General features: G+C 39.4%; 14 protein-coding genes and 2 pseudogenes. 15 read left to right on the forward strand and 1 reads right to left on the reverse strand.

Annotation, left to right across the window (positions count from 1 at the left end):
* Nucleotides 1-2: 2 nt before the first annotated feature.
* The 4 genes from AC3WLU_RS00095 (at nt 3) to speD (ending at nt 3,264) form a co-directional block, all read left to right on the forward strand.
* A complete protein-coding gene (locus AC3WLU_RS00095; protein ID WP_063576176.1) occupies nt 3-656 on the forward strand; it encodes an ABC transporter permease in 654 nt (217 codons plus the stop codon).
* Nucleotides 657-667: 11 nt separating this feature from the next.
* Nucleotides 668-1,585, forward strand: a complete 918-nt coding sequence (locus AC3WLU_RS00100) for an osmoprotectant ABC transporter substrate-binding protein (RefSeq protein ID WP_492596553.1) — start codon at nt 668-670, stop codon at nt 1,583-1,585.
* Nucleotides 1,586-1,602: 17 nt separating this feature from the next.
* Nucleotides 1,603-2,265 (forward strand): ABC transporter permease, encoded by a 663-nt coding sequence (locus AC3WLU_RS00105; RefSeq protein ID WP_034306858.1) that lies wholly within the window; start codon nt 1,603-1,605, stop codon nt 2,263-2,265.
* A gap of 162 nt (nt 2,266-2,427) precedes the next feature.
* Complete coding sequence (gene speD / locus AC3WLU_RS00110) at nt 2,428-3,264, forward strand: adenosylmethionine decarboxylase (RefSeq protein WP_054395755.1); 837 nt, start codon at nt 2,428-2,430, stop codon at nt 3,262-3,264.
* 24 nt (nt 3,265-3,288) lie between these two features.
* Here the strand turns inward: speD and AC3WLU_RS00115 are convergent, their stop codons facing one another.
* Complete coding sequence (locus tag AC3WLU_RS00115) at nt 3,289-4,314, reverse strand: YeiH family protein (RefSeq protein WP_492596662.1); 1,026 nt, start codon at nt 4,312-4,314, stop codon at nt 3,289-3,291.
* A 133-nt stretch (nt 4,315-4,447) separates the two neighbouring features.
* Between AC3WLU_RS00115 and AC3WLU_RS00120 the strand changes: the two genes are divergently transcribed.
* The 11 genes and pseudogenes from AC3WLU_RS00120 (at nt 4,448) to AC3WLU_RS00170 (ending at nt 19,067) form a co-directional block, all read left to right on the forward strand.
* Entirely contained in the window at nt 4,448-5,341 is an 894-nt protein-coding gene (locus AC3WLU_RS00120) for a selenium metabolism-associated LysR family transcriptional regulator (RefSeq protein ID WP_063576179.1), read from the forward strand.
* A 238-nt stretch (nt 5,342-5,579) separates the two neighbouring features.
* On the forward strand, nt 5,580-6,485 hold the full coding sequence (locus AC3WLU_RS00125) for a hypothetical protein (RefSeq protein WP_057277591.1): 906 nt from the start codon (nt 5,580-5,582) through the stop codon (nt 6,483-6,485).
* Between the two features lie 498 nt (nt 6,486-6,983).
* Nucleotides 6,984-7,610 carry a metal-dependent hydrolase gene (locus AC3WLU_RS00130; RefSeq protein ID WP_098185970.1) on the forward strand — a complete coding sequence of 209 codons (627 nt, stop codon included), beginning with the start codon at nt 6,984-6,986 and terminating at the stop codon, nt 7,608-7,610.
* A 222-nt stretch (nt 7,611-7,832) separates the two neighbouring features.
* Nucleotides 7,833-8,003: a hypothetical protein gene (locus tag AC3WLU_RS00135; protein WP_492596554.1), complete on the forward strand. Its 171-nt coding sequence runs from the start codon at nt 7,833-7,835 to the stop codon at nt 8,001-8,003.
* Entirely contained in the window at nt 7,975-8,277 is a 303-nt protein-coding gene (locus AC3WLU_RS00140) for a C40 family peptidase (protein WP_492596555.1), read from the forward strand. The genes AC3WLU_RS00135 and AC3WLU_RS00140 overlap by 29 nt, the downstream gene beginning before the upstream one ends.
* A gap of 967 nt (nt 8,278-9,244) precedes the next feature.
* Nucleotides 9,245-11,374: an ATP-dependent Clp protease ATP-binding subunit gene (locus tag AC3WLU_RS00145; protein ID WP_492596556.1), complete on the forward strand. Its 2,130-nt coding sequence runs from the start codon at nt 9,245-9,247 to the stop codon at nt 11,372-11,374.
* A 388-nt stretch (nt 11,375-11,762) separates the two neighbouring features.
* A pseudogene (gene pulA, locus AC3WLU_RS00150) lies at nt 11,763-13,649 on the forward strand (type I pullulanase); the annotation flags it as partial.
* A gap of 178 nt (nt 13,650-13,827) precedes the next feature.
* Nucleotides 13,828-16,791 carry a formate dehydrogenase subunit alpha gene (gene fdhF, locus AC3WLU_RS00155; RefSeq protein ID WP_440438522.1) on the forward strand — a complete coding sequence of 988 codons (2,964 nt, stop codon included), beginning with the start codon at nt 13,828-13,830 and terminating at the stop codon, nt 16,789-16,791.
* A pseudogene (locus AC3WLU_RS00160) lies at nt 16,784-17,305 on the forward strand (helical membrane plugin domain-containing protein); the annotation flags it as partial. The gene fdhF and the pseudogene AC3WLU_RS00160, both read left to right, overlap by 8 nt.
* A gap of 508 nt (nt 17,306-17,813) precedes the next feature.
* Nucleotides 17,814-18,014 (forward strand): hypothetical protein, encoded by a 201-nt coding sequence (locus tag AC3WLU_RS00165; protein ID WP_492596557.1) that lies wholly within the window; start codon nt 17,814-17,816, stop codon nt 18,012-18,014.
* Nucleotides 18,015-18,563: 549 nt separating this feature from the next.
* A complete protein-coding gene (locus AC3WLU_RS00170) occupies nt 18,564-19,067 on the forward strand; it encodes a PCYCGC motif-containing (lipo)protein (protein WP_170956451.1) in 504 nt (167 codons plus the stop codon).
* Nucleotides 19,068-19,766 lie beyond the last annotated feature (699 nt).

Consider the following 19,766-nt stretch of genomic DNA (forward strand, 5'->3'; position numbering starts at 1 on the left):
AGATGGAAACAATGCTCGATTTTTTACAAACGAACTGGCAAGAATTGATTTTTAAAGCATGGGAGCACTTATATATTTCCATGATCGCTGTTTTCCTTGGAATAATAGTCGCTGTACCACTAGGGATAATGTTGACACGAATGAAAAGGAGCGCATCGATTATAATCGGAATTGCGAACATTATGCAGACATTGCCAAGCTTAGCGGTTCTCGCCTTTTTCATTCCTTTCCTTGGCGTTGGGAAAACACCCGCAATCATTGCGTTATTTTTCTATTCCGTTTTACCCATACTCAGGAATACATACACAGGCATTAAAGGAGTAAATGAAAATCTGCTGGAATCCGGACGGGGCATCGGGATGTCAAGCTGGGAGAGGATTCGTCTGGTAGAATTCCCGCTTGCACTTTCCGTCATTATGGCTGGTATCCGTACGGCTTCCGTCTATTTAATTGGATGGGCCACCTTAGCTTCCTTTATTGGAGGCGGGGGCTTGGGAGATTACATTTTTATCGGTTTGAATTTATACCAAACAGAATATATCATCGCTGGTGCAGTTCCGGTAATCATCATGGCTATCCTGGTTGATTATGTATTCTCGATCATAGAGCGAAAAGTCGTACCAAAAGGCTTGAAAGGCATGAAGGAAGTTGCTTGAGGAGGATTACCATGAATAAAAAAATAAGAAATACAATTTTAATGGCTCTTATCGTTTGTGCATTAATGATCACCGGCTGTTCTTTGCCTGGTCTAGGGTCATCTTCTGAGACTACTGTAAAGATCGGTGCCCAAAGCATGACCGAATCTGAAATCCTGGCGAACATGATCGCTCAACTCCTTGAAAGGAATACGGAACTTGATACGAAAATCATCAAAAATCTAGGTTCGAATTTCGTTCAGCAAAAAGCGATGGAGACCGGTGATATAGATATAGCCGCAACTCGATATACAGGGACTGATTTAACGAGTGTCCTGGGACAGGAAATCGAAAAGGACCCAGTAAAGGCGATGGAAATTGTTCAAAGGGAATTCAAGGAACAATATGGGTTCAAATTTTTTGATTCTTATGGATTCGATAATACATATGCCTTTACGATTTCAAATGAATTGGCTGAGGAAAAAGGGTATCAGAGTATATCGGATCTGGAAAAGGATGCAGATAATTTAAGGTTAGGTGTGGATAGTGCTTGGCTGAAAAGAAAAGGGGATGGTTATAAAGGATTCGTCGATACATATGGATTGGAGTTTGGCGAAATTTATCCGATGCAGATTGGCTTGGTTTACGATGCAGTCAAAAATGGTCAGATGGATATTGTCCTTGCATATTCCTCGGATGGACGGATTAAGGTTAATGATTTGAAGCTCTTAGAAGATGATAAACAATATTTCCCTCCATATGACTGTTCACCGGTCGTTACTGAAGAATTGTTGGAACGGTATCCTGAAATTGAAGAGGAACTTAACAAGTTAATTGGCGAGATCACTACTGAAACCATGCAGGAACTGAATTATGAAGTGGATGGGAACTTGAAGGAGCCATCGGTCGTAGCATCGGAATTCCTTAAAGCACATAAATATTTTGAATAATTGGGAGGTGCAAACTAATGGAAACCTTGCAACAGTTGGGAACTTATTATTCCCAAAATTGGATGTATGTTCTTACTGAATTTTATCGCCATTTTTTAATGTCTGCTTATGGAGTGTTATTTGCAGCAATTGTAGCCATCCCGATAGGCATTTTCATCGCGAAACATAAGAAATTGAGTAATTGGGTATTTTCGATAACGAATGTCATACAAACCATACCAGCATTGGCTATGCTTGCACTCCTGATGCTAGTGATGGGGCTGGGGACAAATACGGTAATCTTATCGTTGTTTTTGTATTCATTATTGCCAATCCTGAGAAACACGTATGTCGGGATTACAAGCATAGATCATGCTTATTTAGAATCTGGCAAGGCAATGGGAATGACAAAGCTCCAGTTACTAAGAATGGTCGAACTGCCATTATCTCTATCTGTCATCATGGCTGGCTTACGTACAGCTCTTGTCGTTGCAATTGGGGTAACTGCTGTCGGTACATTCGTAGGGGCAGGCGGACTGGGAGATATCATTGTCAGGGGAACGAATGCGTCAAATGGAACGGCAATCATACTTGCAGGAGCAATTCCGACGGCATTGATGGCCATTCTTTCGGATCTTTTACTCGGATGGCTGGAACGGATTCTTTCACCGATAAAGAAGAAAAAAGTTCATACTGCCTAGAACAAATCAAGAAAATAAAAAAGCCGTTGCATGTTAATGCAATGGCTTTTTCTTAGCTTACCGATTAGAAGTCAGAAGCTTAGACTGGCAGATTTAGTTTTTTATTTCACGAAAAGGGTAACTATAAGGGTAGTCCTAAAAAAAGTATAAGGGGAATCATTCATGAAACTTACACCTGAGCAGCGTATTGAACTTCATGGCTTTAATAATCTTACGAAATCTTTAAGCTTTAATATGTATGATATTTGTTACACAAAAACCAGGGAAGAGAGGGAGTCCTACCTGGATTATATCGACGAACAATATAATGCAGAGCGGCTTTCGAAGATCCTGCACAATGTTGCGGATTTAATAGGGGCGCATGTTTTAAATACGGCCAAACAGGATTATGTCCCTCAAGGCGCCAGTGTAACCATTCTTGTTTCAGAAGGGCCTGTCGTCGAAGTGCCTATGGGGACTTATGAGGAATCACCAGGGCCTTTACCTGATAATGTGGTCATGCAACTGGATAAAAGCCATATTACCGTACATACTTACCCTGAATACCATCCAAATGAAGGCATTAGCACATTCAGGGCAGATATCGATGTCTCTACATGTGGAGAAATATCACCCCTTAAAGCCCTTAATTATCTCATTCATTCCTTCGATACCGACATTATCACGATCGATTACCGAGTAAGAGGATTTACGAGAGATAAAGATGGGAGAAAATTGTTCATTGACCATGATATAAATTCCATTCAAAACTATATTCCTGATGAAGTAAAAGGTTTATATGACATGATCGATGTAAATGTATACCAGGAAAATATTTTCCATACGAAATGTAAGCTGAAAAGGTTCGATATTAATAATTACTTATTCGGTTATACAGAGGAAAAGCTGAATAAAGAGGAAAGGCAGGAAATTATAGAAAGGCTTCAAACGGAAATGGATGAAATTTTTTATGGTGCCAATGTTCCGCATCCAATAGAAAAAAACAAGCATGCCGATTAAGGGATGCTTGTTTAAATTGAAAAGTTAATTTAAATGGAAAGCCTGAACCAATACATACCCGAGGCAAGTCAAAAATATAGAGCCGACTAGTCCAGCAATAAAAGGTTTACCGCCATATTTCTTAAAAGTGACAAGGTCAATGCTCAATCCTAGTCCCGCCATCGCCATTGCCATGAAGATATAGGAAAGCATAACAAGCATTTCGCCCAAAGGTTCAGGAACTGCACCTGAAGAATAAATGGCACTCATCAATAAAAACCCAAAAATGAACCACGGTATCTGAATGGATTTCCAGGAAAATTCCCTTCCGGTATCCGTTGACCGTTCTTTCCAATTCATGATGATTCCAATTAAAATGGCAACGGGAATGAGCAGGGCCACCCTAGCTAATTTGACCACCACTGCCAAGTCGACAGCCTCATTTCCCCCTGGTGCCGCAGCAGCGATGACGTGAGCAATTTCATGGAGTGTTGCACCCGAAAAAACACCATATCCTTGATCGGATAACTCCAATAATGGATATAGGATCGTATATCCGAAAGTGAAGGTTGTACCTAATACAGCAACCGTCGCTACAGCTATTGCCGTATCTTTTTCTTTTGCTTTTATTTGGGAGGAAATTGCCAGTATGGCAGCAGCTCCACAAATTCCCGTTCCGCAAGCTGTCAATATGCCAAGCTTTTTCTCAACATTAAATAGGCGGGTCAATCCATAAACTACCAATATACCAAATGCAAGACTAATGGCACCAACTGCAAATGTTTTCGGACCGGCATAAATAATATCCTTTAGGTTCAAGCGCATACCCAATAAGATAATGCCCACTCTCAAAAGGACTTTACTTGAATAATTTGTCCCTGCAACGGCGTAAGCCGGGACACCGATTAGCGATTTCCAAACAACACCAATCAGAATTGCAATGACTAACTGTCCCATTATATGAAGGAATGGAAGCTCCGCTAAGTATTTTGCTGCAATGGCAATTAGAAAAGTCAATGCTATTCCTTTTGTAAATCCGAGTTTTCTAGTTTCAACTTTTATTTGTTCCAGTGTGATCACTCCATCTATGTTGATGCTTTAACTTTAAAACTAAATTAAAAATAAGTGAAATATATTTTTGCTATTTCAATGATTACTTCTACTTATGGTAAAATGAAACGCATAGGAAAATAAGGAGGTAACAATGGATCCGTTAAAAGTATTCGTAACTGTAATCGAACAGCAAAACTTTTCAAGGGCTGGGGATATCCTGAACCTGTCGCAGCCAGGAGTCAGTCTTCACATAAGGAATCTGGAAAATGAGTTAGGAACGAAATTAATTTATCGTTCCCCCAAACAAGTTCAAATAACAGAGCCGGGAAAAATTTTGTATAGACATGCAAAGCAAATGCTTAATCATTATGAAACAGCAAAAAGAGAAATAAATGAATTTAATAACGTGGTTAGCGGAACGATGAAAATAGGTGCAAGCTTCACGATAGGGGAATATTACCTTCCAAAAGTATTGGCAGAATTTGCGGCACAATATCCGATGGTGGATATACAAATCATCATCTCTAATTCAAATGATGTCATTCAAGGAATCCGTTCGAATAAGCTTGATATAGGCTTGATTGAAGGGGAAACGGATTATAAAGATATAGATGTCAGGCCCTTCATGAATGACGAGATGATTGTGGTCGTTCCCCCGGATCATCCACTTTCACAGATGGATCTCATCGAGGGCAATATGCTCCAAAACCAAACATGGGTACTTAGGGAGCAAGGATCGGGGACCCGTACATATTCCGATAAACTTCTGAGCAGTCTGGAGTTAAACATAAAAAAAACCTTTATTTTCACCAGTATCCAAGGAGTGAAAGAAGCGGTGATGGCTGGACTCGGCATTGCCTTGTTATCCCGATTGACAGTACAAAAAGAATTGAAGTCCAATGAATTGAAAACTTTCCATTTGAAAAATGAGCCCCTAATAAGACCTTTTTCGATCGTGAAAAAGTTGGACTTTGAAGCATCAAAAGCCATGGAGCTGTTTCTAAGGAAGGTCGAAGAATTTGCGATAAAGGGCCGTCCTAAATAAAACCCTGAACATTTGCTCATCCTTTCATTTTCAATGAAGAGGTTGGGCATTTTTAACGACGAATTATTATTAATTTTAATGAAAACGTCGAAAGTAATTTGGAATATGTCAATGTTTAAACGAATTTTACGTATTTTAACATAATTGCAAACATATAAATTAAATAGGTAGTCTCCAGGAAATTCTAAGCCCCTGTAGACTTTTCCTGATATTAATAATCTTAAAAGGAGCAACCACATTGGCTATAGAGGAGCAGAAAGATAAACGGATTTCTGTTTTCGACAGGATTATAGGATTCATGCCAAAATTTTATGTGATTGGGACAATTTTAATTTTTGTTTACACGTTAGTCGCGATGGCTCATTTAGGTATCCAAACTTTAAAAAAGCCAGAGGAAACCATTGTACCTGCCCCCCCTGTTTCTCAGGGATTTGAACATACATTGATATCGTTAATCATCGAACCTATCGTAACATCTGAATTTTATCAAATCATCTTTAACACATTATTCCTTTACCTAGTTTGGATATTGCTATTCCTATTAGCCCCGATTGCTTTTTACCGTTTAAAACACTTTAAATTCTTTAATATCGAAATTGAAATTGAAAAACAAGATGCAGCCGTTTATGAAGTATTCAGCATGAGCAGTTCAAAAATGAAATTTGCAGCCTATTTAACATCCGAGGAATTTCAATTGGAGATATCAGAGGAAATTGCCAACAGCAAAGACTTTAAAACACCCTTAATCTATACATTGGACTGTGCCGTGGATTTTTATTCCGATCAATTAGGTCTTTCCTTTACCTATGATATCTATACCCTGAACCAGTTCAAAAAAGCAAAGCTGCCTAAATCCATCAAAGCGATGCTTGAAAAGTCCATTCAAACCGGCGATCCGTGCATTACGAATAAAAGCAATAGCGATAGTGAATATTACAAGAACTTTCTTATCCATTATTTCGAAAACATGGACGGGAAATTCGTCACCGTCTTAAATAGTTATCAAACTGAATTCGATACATTCGATAAATCACTGCTTAAAATCCTGCAAAACGTCATATACGATTACTATTTACAATATAACTATATTTACGAAGCAAGTGAGAAGTTGGAAAAGAATGAAACCATTTCCCCTAATAATTAAAAAAACCACCCTACAAGTGGTTATTTTTTTTGGAAAGGTGATTGTTAATTATATTTTGGACAATTACATTATTACCAATGAGCTCCGACGATTTATTTACATGCTGTTCCCGAAAATCCATGTTCTTTATTTTCTTGGACTTTTTCCCATTTTTAAAATTATTGAAGGCATTTAAAAAAGCTATCTGAATCACTCCCCTTATAGATTAGTATATTCATATTTTGGATAAAATTTCATGAAAAACCTCAATTTACTGAAAAATATTTTGCGTATTTAGAGTAATGAAATTACCTAAAAAAAGCAATTATAGACATTTAGAAAAAGTGTTTTAAATGTACGAAAAGGTATTTTATTTGCTCTAATCACTGATTTCTTTGGCTTTATTTATAAGAACTAGAGAAATTTTCCCCAAAATGTTGTATAGTTAGATATGCAGAGATTCGAACAAACATTCGTTTCCTTGAGCAGATTACTTCTTAGAGGGACAGGAGAGAGACAGTGAACGGGACAGCACACATGGCCATAGGGGCAACAGTTGGATTCTTGACGGCAAACACACTTCAAACAGATCCGACCACCACTTTATTCTTGGTGGGCATCGGGGGGGTTTCAGGGCTGATGCCTGATATGGATATTGATGGGAAGTTAAGTAATAGGATTACCTTTTCACATAAGTTTATCCGAACGATAGCACAAACGATTGGGATTTTAATGATCATTTATAGTCTTTTGGAAGGCTCTGAAACGGAAAAGTGGATCGGGGCAGGGGCAGGAATCGGAATCATCATTATTTCGTCTTTCATTAGGCAAAGGCATATGCTGACCTTGACTGGATTAGCGGTATTAGGAGGCGGTTTATCTTTGCAGGAAAGCTGGTTGTGGCTTTTTGGAGTCTATATTATCCTGGCATCCTTTACACCACATAGAAGTTATACCCATTCGATTGCCGGTATCGCTTTCTTTGGCATCATTGCCTTTCAATTCGAAGCCTTTATGGGGATTGACGGAATTTTCGCCACTTGTTCATTAGGATACATAAGTCATTTAATTGCAGATTTGAAATGTTTACCTTTTAATAAACGTGGAGTGAAATTATTTCTTCCATTTTTCTCAAAAGAATTTTGACAGTGGTTTTTTACCGCTGTTTTTTTATGAAGAAAAGATAGTTTTATTAAAGGTGCTTTTCAATATATTGAATGGACACTTGATTCGACTTATTTCTATGTTTTATATGGTCATTCTTCCTAAATCTACTAAATGTAACATATTCGTAAAGATCCTGTGATGCGAGTGATATAGCTTTTCTAGTATATTAGGTTTAGCAAATCACATCAGGGGGTAAATAATTTGTTTAAGAAAATTGTCGTCGGATTGTCATTGGCTATCACGCTTGTAACCGCATCCTTTGCCGGAAACCAAGCGGAAGCTGCTTCATATCATACAAAAGCGATTAAAGTGGCTAAAAGTGAACTAGGTACAAAATACAAAAATGGGTGGCTTTTCTTCATCAGGTTTTGATTGTTCGGGTTTAGTGAAGTATTCATATCAAAAGGCTGGTAAGAATTTACCAAGAACTGCTGCTGACATATATATAAAAGGAAAGAAAGTTAAAAGCCTGCAAAAAGGTGATTTAATGTTCTTTGCACCAAATAAAGCGAAAAAACCCACACATGTGGCCATATACATAGGAAACAATGAATTCATACACTCGTCATCATCAAAAGGAGTGTCATACGCTAAAACCAATAATAGTTATTGGAAGCCAAAGTATATCGGTGCGAAACGTATATAATAGAAGAAAATCAATCTTAATATAAAAAAGCTAAGAGACTTAATGATGTCTCTTTCAATTTGTAGACAAAAAGGTTTCGGAATGATTCATTCCGAAACCTTTTTGGTTTTTTATTGGAATTGAATCAGCTATTGCGGAAAGGAAAGCATGGCATGGGTTGAACAACGAGGGGACTTTTAAGAAAGTATCGATATCACCTCAAGTATTAATACTGCTTAAAAACAAAAAAGTATTCTATCGTAAAATTAAAACAAAGATGATTGGAACGGAAGGTGCGAGACTCCTGAGGGAAAAGCGCGTCAAGGGGAGACCCCACAGGTGCGAAGACGCCGAGGAGGCTCCCCGACCGCCCGCGGAAAGCAAGTACCTGGAGTGGAAATCCAACGTTTAAAAATTGTACTAACCATAAAGAGACTTAATAAAGTCTGTTTTTGTTTTAAAAAATAGGCTCTTTTCGTAAAGATTGTTGTTTTTAAAACGAAACTATATAAGGGTGATTGGAGCGGAAGTGCGAGACTCCTGCGGGAGCAGCGGGACAGGTGAGACCCCACAGGCGTTTACGCCGAGGAGGCTCACCGCCCGCCCCGCGGAAAGCGAGCATCTGGAGGGGAAATCAACCACACCGCACTACTTAGTAAATAGCAACAAAGTATGCGAAAACAGCCAAAAAATAAGAGTGAATGAGGCACATGGACAAGAGAATTGGCATTTTGCTAATAGTTTAAGGTTATGGTAAGTCCTGAATTGGGTAATCGGTAGTATGAAGCATTCATGAAAGCTTTTTAGTTGACTGGAAATGGATAGTTTAATATGCTAAGCAAACCAAATCGAAGGAATTCCTTTTTTTCAAAAAAATTCCCAGACAAAATTATTGAAAGTCAAAGAAGGTCAATGTATAATAAAGTCAGAAAGTCAAAGAAGGTCAAAGATTTGCTTTCAATTTAATTTTTTAAAGGAGGAGTACTACATGCTTTGTGAAAAATGCCATGTAAACCAAGCTAATATTCAAGTTCACCTAAATATGAATGGTCAGGAGCATGATGTGAAACTGTGCTCCACTTGTTATAAAGAAGAACGAAACAAACTTGGAGCAGCTATGGGCGGAATGGATATGGGGAAATTCCAATTTAACGGATCTCCAAATTCATTCAATCCATTTAATTATAATGGTGTACCAAAACCGGATTCAGCTGAAAATGGCGAGGACGGAGGATTGCTTGAGGAGTATGGCCGCAATTTGACCGATGCTGCTAAAGCAGGACTTATTGATCCGGTAATCGGACGAAATGAAGAAATCAAACGCGTCATTGAAGTTCTAAACAGACGCAATAAAAATAATCCAGTTTTAATCGGTGAACCTGGTGTCGGTAAAACAGCCATTGCTGAAGGTCTTGCTTTAGCGATTGTTGAAGGTTCGGTGCCAGTGAAATTACGTAATAAGCTAGTATATATGCTTGATGTAGCATCCCTTGTTTCCAATACTGGAATTAGAGGGCAATTCGAAGAAAGAATGAAGCAATTGATCAGCGAATTACAGGAAAGGAAAAATGTCATTTTATTCATCGATGAAATTCATCAGCTTGTGGGGGCAGGTTCGGCCGAAGGATCAATGGATGCAGGAAATATCTTGAAGCCTGCACTTGCACGCGGCGAACTTCAGCTTGTCGGAGCAACCACTTTATCCGAATATAGGAAAATTGAAAAAGACGGTGCCCTTGAAAGACGTTTCCAGCCTGTACAGGTTAACGAACCTACAACGGCTGAGGCATTGGTCATCTTACGCGGTTTAAAAGAAAGTTATGAATCTTATCATGGTGTAACATATAGTGAGGAAGCCTTAAAAGCGGCTGTTGAACTTTCGAACCGCTACATTCAAGACCGATTCCTCCCTGACAAGGCAATAGACTTAATGGATGAAGCTGGTTCCAAATTGAACTTGACCATCGAAGACGGCCAGGTAGAAAACATGAAAGAACGACTGGCGCAAATTTATAAAGAAAAAGAAATGGCCTTAAAAGAAGAAGCATATGAAAAGGCTGCCGTTCTTCGTGATGAAGAAGAAAAACTGGAAAAGTCATTGCAAGCAGGGGAAGATGCAATTAAGCCAACCGTAACCATTGAAGACATTCAAAATATCATCGAACAAAAAACCGGCATTCCTGTAGGTAAGCTCCAAGAAGATGAGCAAGAAAGAATGATTCATCTCCAAGCGGAGCTGATGAAAAAAGTAATCGGGCAGGAAGAGGCTGTCAAAAAGGTATCCAAGGCTGTTCGAAGAAGTCGTGCTGGGTTAAAATCCAAAAATCGTCCTACCGGTTCTTTCCTTTTCGTCGGTCCGACAGGAGTCGGTAAAACCGAATTGGCGAAAACTCTTGCCGAGGAATTATTCGGGGACAAGGACGCTATGATTCGTCTTGACATGAGTGAATTTATGGAGAAACACAGTGTGTCCAAATTAATTGGTTCTCCTCCTGGATATGTAGGACATGAGGAAGCTGGACAATTGACGGAAAAAGTTCGCCGCAAGCCTTACAGTATCATCTTATTGGATGAAATCGAAAAGGCACATCCGGATGTCATGCATATGTTCCTGCAAATCATGGAAGATGGCCGCTTAACCGACAGTCAAGGCCGGACCGTTACTTTTAAAGATACCGTGATCATCATGACGAGTAATGCAGGAGTCGGTGAGAAACAAAAAGTAATGGGATTCGGAACAAGTTCAGCTGTGGAAGAGGCTTCAATCCTGCAATCTTTAGGGAGCTTCTTCAAACCGGAATTCTTGAACCGGTTCGATAGCATCATTGAATTCTCTGCATTGAAGAAAGAAGATCTTCTGCAAATTGTTGATATCATGATTAACGAGCTAGACGAAACACTTGCTGCAAATGGTTTATCTTTAGATGTGACCAATGAAGCGAAACAAAGGCTAATTGAACTCGGATATCACCCAACTTTCGGGGCGAGACCGCTCCGCCGTGTTCTTCAAGAACAGCTCGAAGATGGCATCACTGACTTTATCTTTGAGCAGCCTGAAGTTAAGAACTTCACTGCAATTGTTGAAGATAACTCAGTGAAAATTATTAAAACACCATAAAGAGTACTAGAAATGCCTCCAAGACCGTAAAACTGTTATGGAGGCATTTTTTTCTTTTTTTGGATTCACTTTTCATTAAACGATAAGTAAGGTCCAGCAAAATGACCTGCTGCTTTCGATTATTAAATATAGATTTCTGAATTTTCGACATAATTTGCAGATTGGATGTTTTGATGGGTAATGCCTGTGGAATCATAACATAATGGAAGATTCGCTCATGATTATAAAAATGAATAATTCCTGTTCTAAAATGGGAATTTCAATGGAGGAATGACCTATTAAAGATTCACTTTCTTATTTTGAAGAGGAAAATAAAAATAACCAAAAACCTATGAATAATGAAACGGAAAATCAGTTGGAATCCCTGCCGATTGCTAATATTAATCCGGTAAACCCGTCAGAATTGGATGATTTATATTTCTATGAAGGCAAAGATTTAGGGAATTCCTATCTTAAAGATAAAACGGCATTCCGGTTATGGGCACCACTTGCATCTGAAGCCAAGCTAGTTACTTATAAACATTGGGATGATACAGATGGAATGGAGATTCAAATGGTTCGTTCGGAAAAGGGGACCTGGACCATTGAGCTGAACGGAAATCAGGATGGATTGATTTATACATATAAAGTGAAAGTGGGAGAAACCTGGAGTGAAGCCGTCGATCCCTATGTTCGCGCAGTTACTGTTAATGGTGAAAAAGGGGTCGTGATAGATTTAACAGATACGAACCCAAAAAGGTGGACACGGGATAAACCACCTCTTGAAAAAGCTGAGGACATAGTCATTTATGAATTGCATACACGGGATTTATCGATTCATCCTGAAAGCGGAATCCATCATAAAGGTAAATTCTTAGGAGTAGTTGAAGCCGGAACCAAAGGTCCAGAAGGAGCGAAAACGGGTCTTGATCATATTAAAGATCTAGGTGTTACCCATGTTCAGTTTATCCCGATATTTGATTTTGCTACAGTCAATGAAAAGAAATTGAATGAACCACAATATAACTGGGGATATGATCCACAGAATTATAACGCTCCCGAAGGCTCTTATTCGACTGATCCGTATCAGCCAAAAGTAAGGATCCGGGAGTTAAAGGAAATGATACAAGGTTTACATGACCACGGGTTACGAGTGATCATGGATGTTGTATATAATCACGTTTATTCTGTGGAGGACTCAAACTTCCATAAACTCGTTCCCAAATACTTTTTTCGCTATAACGCCGATGGCACCTTATCGAATGGAACTGGTGTAGGAAATGATACTGCTTCCGAACATAAAATGATGCGAAAATTCATCGTTGAATCCGTGACCTATTGGGCGAAGGAATTTAACCTTGATGGTTTCCGTTTCGATTTAATGGGTATTCACGATGTTGAAACGATGAATGTAGTGAAAAAGGCACTGGCAGAAATTGATCCGACCCTCATTGTTTTGGGCGAAGGCTGGGATATGGATACCCCCTTGGCCCAAGAGCTGAAAGCAAATCAAAAGAATGCTTTTAAAATGCCTGGAATCGCTCACTTTAATGATGCGATCCGTGATGGTTTAAAAGGGTTTGTCATGAATGAACATGATAAGGGATTCGTCAATGGCAAACCAGGAATGGAAGATATTATAAAAAAGGGCATCGCTGGTGGTTTGGAATATGATGAAGATATCGCCACATATCAAAGACCAGATCAGGTGATCAATTATGTTGAAGCACATGATAATTATACGTTATGGGATAAGCTGCTCATCACTAATGCAGATGCTACGGAAGAAAAACGGAAACAGATGCATAAATTAGCTTCGGCAATTGTCTTACTGTCACAGGGAATTCCCATGATACATGCTGGACAAGAGTTTATGCGCACGAAGGATGGAGATGAAAACAGCTATCAATCTTCTGATTGGATTAACAGGTTGGATTGGAAAAGGAGAGCGGAGTTAGATCGGGAAGTGGAGTATATGAAAGGGCTGATTTCTCTCAGGAAAAATCATTCTGTTTTTAGGTTAAGCACACCCGAAGAAATTGAGGAGCAATTACAATTCATTGATGCTCCGCCAAATGCGGTTGCATTCACCTTACAACATCAAGATTATAAAATGGCAGTGATTCATAATGCAAATTGGGACGCGATAACCATTACTCTTCCGCACGAAGGTAATTGGTCCGTTTTAGTGGATGGTCAGCGTTCGGGCCTGGAAGAAATTGATAGGATTAAAGGGAGTCAGATAACCGTTGCCCCTTTAAGTTCGTTTGTATTGAAAGCAAACACTAATCAATGATACTAAAGTCGAAGTGAGTGAATACTATGTCTCACTTCGGCTTTAGTTCATTTTCTAATATGAAATTGGTCAAATGAAGACTTCCATTATTCACTTTCACAAGTTTGAGAAAATTTGTGCGAGGGTAGAAAATACCAAATGATGAATTTTATCGTTTTTTAAGAGGGGAGCGATTATTTTGCCAGAGAAAGTGCATATAAAAATCAATGGTGCTGAGACCAGTGTGGAAGGTAATCAAACAATATTACAAATGCTGACGGATAGCTCGATTGAAGTCCCGAATGTTTGTTACCACCCTAGCCTAGGTCCTATCGAAACATGTGATACATGTTTAGTGAGCGTTAATGGGGAACTAGTTAGATCTTGTTCCACCAAGATCAAAGATGGGGATGTAATCGATACAGCCGGAGCAGAGGTAAAAGAAGCACAGGTCATGGCGATGGACAAGATATTATATAACCATGAGCTTTATTGTACGGTTTGCGATTATAATAATGGCACTTGTGAAATACACAATACCGTTAAGGAAATGAAGGTAAATCATCAAAGTGTTCCTTTTAATCAAAAACCCTATGAAGTGGATCGGACGAATCCATTCTATCGATATGACCCAGATCAATGCATCCTTTGCGGCCGTTGTGTTGAAGCTTGTCAAGATGTACAGGTCACTGAAACATTGACTATTGATTGGGAAGCAAAACGTCCGCGTGTCATTTGGGATGATAATGTTCCGATCAATGAATCTTCATGTGTGTCATGTGGGCACTGTTCCACCGTTTGCCCGTGTAATGCAATGATGGAAAAAGGGATGGAGGGTGAAGCCGGATTTTTAACTGGCATTGCTAAACAAACTCTTCGACCTATGATAGAAATTACGAAAAATGTTGAAACGGGTTATGGCTCGATTTTAGCGATTTCAGATATGGAATCCGCCATGAGGGATGCAAGGATCAAAAAGACAAAAACGGTTTGTACATATTGTGGTGTAGGATGCAGCTTTGACGTTTGGACCAAAGGCCGTAAAATCCTTAAGATCGAACCGCAAGTGGAGGCACCTGCAAATGGAATTTCGACTTGCGTTAAAGGGAAATTCGGATGGGATTTTGTGAATAGTGAAGAAAGACTAACAAAACCTTTAATTAGAGAAGGGGATGCGTTCAGAGAGGCTGAATGGGAAGAAGCCCTTGAATTGATTTCCCGTAAATTCACCGACATCAAGGATTCTCACGGTCCGGATTCGATGGCTTTTATAACGTCTTCCAAATGCACCAATGAAGAGTCCTATTTAATGCAAAAGCTGGCTAGGGGCATCATCGGCACGAATAATGTTGATAACTGTTCCCGGTATTGTCAGACACCGGCTACTTTGGGACTATTCAGAACGGTTGGATATGGTGGAGATACAGGGGGCATAAAGGATATCGAAAATTCCGAACTTGTATTGATCATAGGCTCCAATACATCCGAATCACATCCCGTGTTGGCTACAAGAATCAAGCGTTCCCATAAACTGGGGAAACAGAAGCTGATCGTCGCAGACATCAGAAAGCATGAAATGGCTGACCGTTCCGACCTCTTCATCCAGCCTGCTCCGGGATCGGATATGATATGGCTATCGGCCGTCACTAAATTTATCGTCGATAAAGGTTGGACAGATAAAGACTTCATTAAAAATCGTGTAAATGGGATGGAGGAATATATCAAGACTTTAGAACCCTACACAATGGATTATGCGGAAAAAGTAACAGGCGTAGCTAAGGAAGATTTAATTACGTTGGCAAAAGCCATTCATGAAGCGGGAAGCGTTGCAGCGCTTTGGGCCATGGGCGTTACCCAGCATGGCGGAGGAAGTGATACGAGTACTGCAATTTCCAATCTATTGCTCATAACGGGCAACTACGGTAAACCTGGAACAGGCACTTACCCTTTACGCGGACATAATAATGTACAAGGAGCCAGTGATTTTGGCAGTATGCCGGATCGCTTGCCAGGTTATGAAAAAGTAACGGATGAAAAGGTACGCGCGAAATATGAAAACATCTGGGGTACAAAAATACCCGAAAACCCTGGCCTTAATAATCATGAAATGGTCGAAGGGATTCATTCAGGTACCATTAAAGCCATGTACTTAAAAGGTGAAGATATGGGTCTGGTCGATTCGAATATCAATCATGTCCATAAAGCATTTGAAAAACTGGACTTCTTTGTGGTACAAGATATCTTCTTATCAAGAACGGCTGAATTCGCGGATGTCGTTCTTCCCGCAAGCCCAAGCTTTGAAAAAGAAGGTACCTTCACGAATACCGAACGCCGTATACAACGCCTGTATCAAGTCTTTGAACCGCTTGGCGACTCAAAGCCTGATTGGCAAATCATTATGAATGTGGCGAATTCGTTAGGAGCGGGGTGGGAGTATCGGCATCCAAGTGACATCATGGAAGAAGCAGCTAAATTATCGCCTTTATATGCTGGAGTAAGGTATGAACGCTTGGAGGGTTATAACAGTCTTCAATGGCCAGTGACGCCAGATGGTAAAGATACGCCACTGTTATTCACGGAAGCATTTCCTTTCCCTGATGGAAAAGCAAGGTTATTTCCAGTCGAATGGACCAAACCGATTGACTTTGGGGATGAGTTCGATATCCATGTGAATAATGGCCGTTTATTGGAACATTTCCATGAAGGAAACATGACCTATAAATCAAAAGGCATCACTTCCAAAACGCCAAAAGTCTTCCTTGAGGTATCCCGGGAATTGGCAAAAGATAGAGGGCTTGAGGATGGCACCCTTGTTCGGCTCACTTCACCGTATGGACATGCAAAAGTGGAATGTCTGATTACGGATCGTGTAAAAGGTAAAGAAGTTTATCTTCCGATGAACGATTCAGGTGACGGGGCCATCAACCAATTGACAAGCAGCCATTCAGATAAAGATACTGATACTCCCGCCTATAAGGAAGTTCAAGCAAAAATGGAAGTTCTTAGGGTCAAAGGAGACAATCCATTGCCGAGCATCAACCATCGTAATGGGAATCCTCAACCGCAAATGGGTGTACAAGTACAAAAAAAATGGGCCCGCGAAGATTATATATTCCCTGGTGACCTCTTGAAGATCAAAAAGGAGGAGAGGAACCGTGGCTAAAGCGACAAAAGTGATCAATCGAATCAGCATTAGTGATGAAGAAAGAAGAAGGATTGAACTCGAGGATATCGAGCGTACCCTATTGGAAAATAAAGAAGTGATTAAAGAAACGTTTGAAGTCATGAAGGGCATGCAGGATCGTGGGATATTATCGATGGTTAACAGCTTGTTGAAGGAAGGGGATAAAGTGCTGAACATTCTTGTCAAGACAGCGGACACCCCAGAAACGGCAAATACGCTGAAAAATCTGCTTCTCATACTTGGCACATTAGGGACACTTAATGTTCAGCAGCTTGAACCGCTAATCCTCAAAGTCAACTCAGGGATTGCCCGTGTGGCCGAAGCTGATAAAACGCCAGAAAAGCCAAGTTATTTAGCATTACTGCGTTCCTTGAATGACCAAGAAGTCAAACAAGCCATGACCTTCCTGATGACTTTTATTAAAGGAATGGGAGAAGATACAAGCGATTTGGAAAGAACCACCCAATTACCGGAGAATCAGCATTTGCATAAAACGAATGAAACAGCGGAAATAGAACGGCCCGCCTCAAGAAAATCATACGGATCAAGTACTCCCAGTAAAAGCGGAAGCGATAAAAAACGAAACACCGGTTGGTTTTGGATTGCAGCTGGAGTTTCACTCGTAACGATTCCACTAACCTTAGCTAAAAGTAAGAAATAAAGTGCCTTGCTCGTTAAACTTATTGAAATGGACGTAGAATCGTATAAGAAATTGACTTTGTTTTTTGAGAACCCACTAAAAATATTTAAGCCGATGATCGCCAAAAGGGAATTCATCGGTTTTTTTCGATGAACGTGCTATCAAAATTTCTCTCGCCATCCTTTTATTACATATACTTATCTTAGATCCAAATAATAAAAGCGATCATTGGTGAAACGAACACACACTTAATTAGTAAGGGGCGGAAAAGTGAGGATAGGACGTTCTCTAAAAAGAGCTAAAGAAAAACCTACAACCGATGGCACCTATTATGTGAGGGAGTGAAAATGTAAAGAGATTTATGAAAGAGCTCGGTCATAGTTCAGATATGTCCGTGCGAATGATTGAATCTCCACACCAAAAATCGGTAAAGCCAACTGTAATCCATCTTGACGGATTGTCGGATGGTAACATCATTATGGCATGGAAAGAGTTGATTCCTATAGGTATCACCGTGCCTTTTGGAAAGTTGATTACGATTACGATGATCCTTCCGTATTGAATAAAAAGAGTTCTGTCGTTAAAGTGGGCCTCTTTGCATAATTATAGGTGGGGTTTCCTTAACCCTCATTCGATCGTTCTTTGTCCGTATTAGGTCCTTATTGATAACCGCATATAAAAAACAAAAAATTAAACCAGCTGCTTCATGAAGAGGGAGGCTGCCGGTTTTTGATAGCTGAGGATATAAACAAATATAAAAAAATATGGTAAATAACAAGAGCAGAAAGGAATCTTCTCCACGACCTACGATCAAATATTGTTTGATTCTAAAGAAAGAGCCATATATTCAAGACCTGTAGGTTGTCGAGGAGTATAATAAGTAAATACGTGCCTAAAAAACACAATGATGGTAGCGCTCTTATCACAGTATCACCTCATTCTTTTATCTTAAAGCGTGGTAAATACTTTAAAATTATGTACGAAAGTCGTACCAGAAAGCCATTTTAGTATAATTGACATTTTAAATCCTAATAATTAAGGAAACTTATGCTTGTAGAAACAGCTTACGTGCCATAAAATGGGAGTATTAAAAGGAGCAAGGAGTGTAAAAATGAATTTGAAATTAATGACGGTCACTATGGGAATCTGTTTTTCGATAATACTTTCAGGTTGTTCAAGTGAAGAGGAAAGTGTTGTACAAAAAGAAAGCGGCCATGAAGGACATTCAGAGCATACGGTATCCGGAGATCTTCAGGAGGAGACAAGCAGTAAGGAAATAGCACCTGATTTCTTAGCTGAAAAACCTGAGGATATGAAGACAATCTATTTAGCTGTTGCACAAAATAAAGATTTACTAGAAAAAATACCTTGTTATTGCGGTTGCGGAGAGTCAGCTAACCATAAAAATAATTATGATTGCTTTATCCATGAGAATAAAAAAAATGGGGAAGTGGTTTGGGATGACCACGGGACAAGATGCGGAGTTTGCTTGGAAATTGCTGCGCAATCCATATTGGACTTGAATGATGGCATGAGCGTCAAAGAGATCCGGAATAAAGTCGATGAAAAATATAAAAGTGGGTATGCCAAACCAACTCCTACCCCTGAAGTGTAATACAAGACAGACATGTTAACGAAGATGGCGCGATGCAGCTAAACAGTTAGACAAATACGAATGTTCAGAACGGCAACTCAACCTGAACTTGACGAAGAAAACATGGACATTAATGACGCGGAAAATCAATTGACTGAAGTAAAAGACCAGACCGGTAATAATCTGTTCAAGTTTCCCAATCATGAAAAGGTTAAACTTTAACTTTCCAGAATGAATTCCTCCATCCGTATTGATTAAGGAAGAGAGTTATATTATTTCATGAATCAGTATATTGCAGTGTTCATTTAGTTAGTAAACACTACAAGAACGTTCATTTTAATAAACATTAACAGGAACAAATAAAATATTTATAGTGAAAATACTCTGGGTTAGTTCCCAGAGTATTTTTTATTTAAAAGTCGTATTTGAACGAGCAGAAAGAAAGATCGGAGAAGCGATTTTAGGGGGAGAGGAAATATAGATTTTATGCGCAAGAGTAATCCATTCTTTTAGTACGAGGATGACTTTATTTACATAATAGGAAATTTAAAATGATAGGCATAAAATCACTATAAACTTATTGTCAACTACTGGTAAGGAATGTTTTAATCTTGCCCAATGAATAGAATTCATAAGGCGGGTAAATTTCTTAGGAAAAGACATAATAGTGTAACACGAACTAGGTCTTCAACAATAGCCCAATCAGGTCAATGAAACTGC

This window comes from Peribacillus sp. FW305-BF15 (genome assembly GCF_058783805.1).

Coding starts and splice junctions, on each gene's coding strand:
- AC3WLU_RS00095 (WP_063576176.1), top strand. CDS start 3: ATGGAAACAATGCTCGATTTTTTACAAACGAACTGGCAAGAATTGATT.
- AC3WLU_RS00100 (WP_492596553.1), top strand. CDS start 668: ATGAATAAAAAAATAAGAAATACAATTTTAATGGCTCTTATCGTTTGT.
- AC3WLU_RS00105 (WP_034306858.1), top strand. CDS start 1,603: ATGGAAACCTTGCAACAGTTGGGAACTTATTATTCCCAAAATTGGATG.
- speD (WP_054395755.1), top strand. CDS start 2,428: ATGAAACTTACACCTGAGCAGCGTATTGAACTTCATGGCTTTAATAAT.
- AC3WLU_RS00120 (WP_063576179.1), top strand. CDS start 4,448: ATGGATCCGTTAAAAGTATTCGTAACTGTAATCGAACAGCAAAACTTT.
- AC3WLU_RS00140 (WP_492596555.1), top strand. CDS start 7,975: ATGGGTGGCTTTTCTTCATCAGGTTTTGATTGTTCGGGTTTAGTGAAG.
- AC3WLU_RS00145 (WP_492596556.1), top strand. CDS start 9,245: ATGCTTTGTGAAAAATGCCATGTAAACCAAGCTAATATTCAAGTTCAC.
- AC3WLU_RS00165 (WP_492596557.1), top strand. CDS start 17,814: ATGAAAGAGCTCGGTCATAGTTCAGATATGTCCGTGCGAATGATTGAA.
- AC3WLU_RS00170 (WP_170956451.1), top strand. CDS start 18,564: ATGAATTTGAAATTAATGACGGTCACTATGGGAATCTGTTTTTCGATA.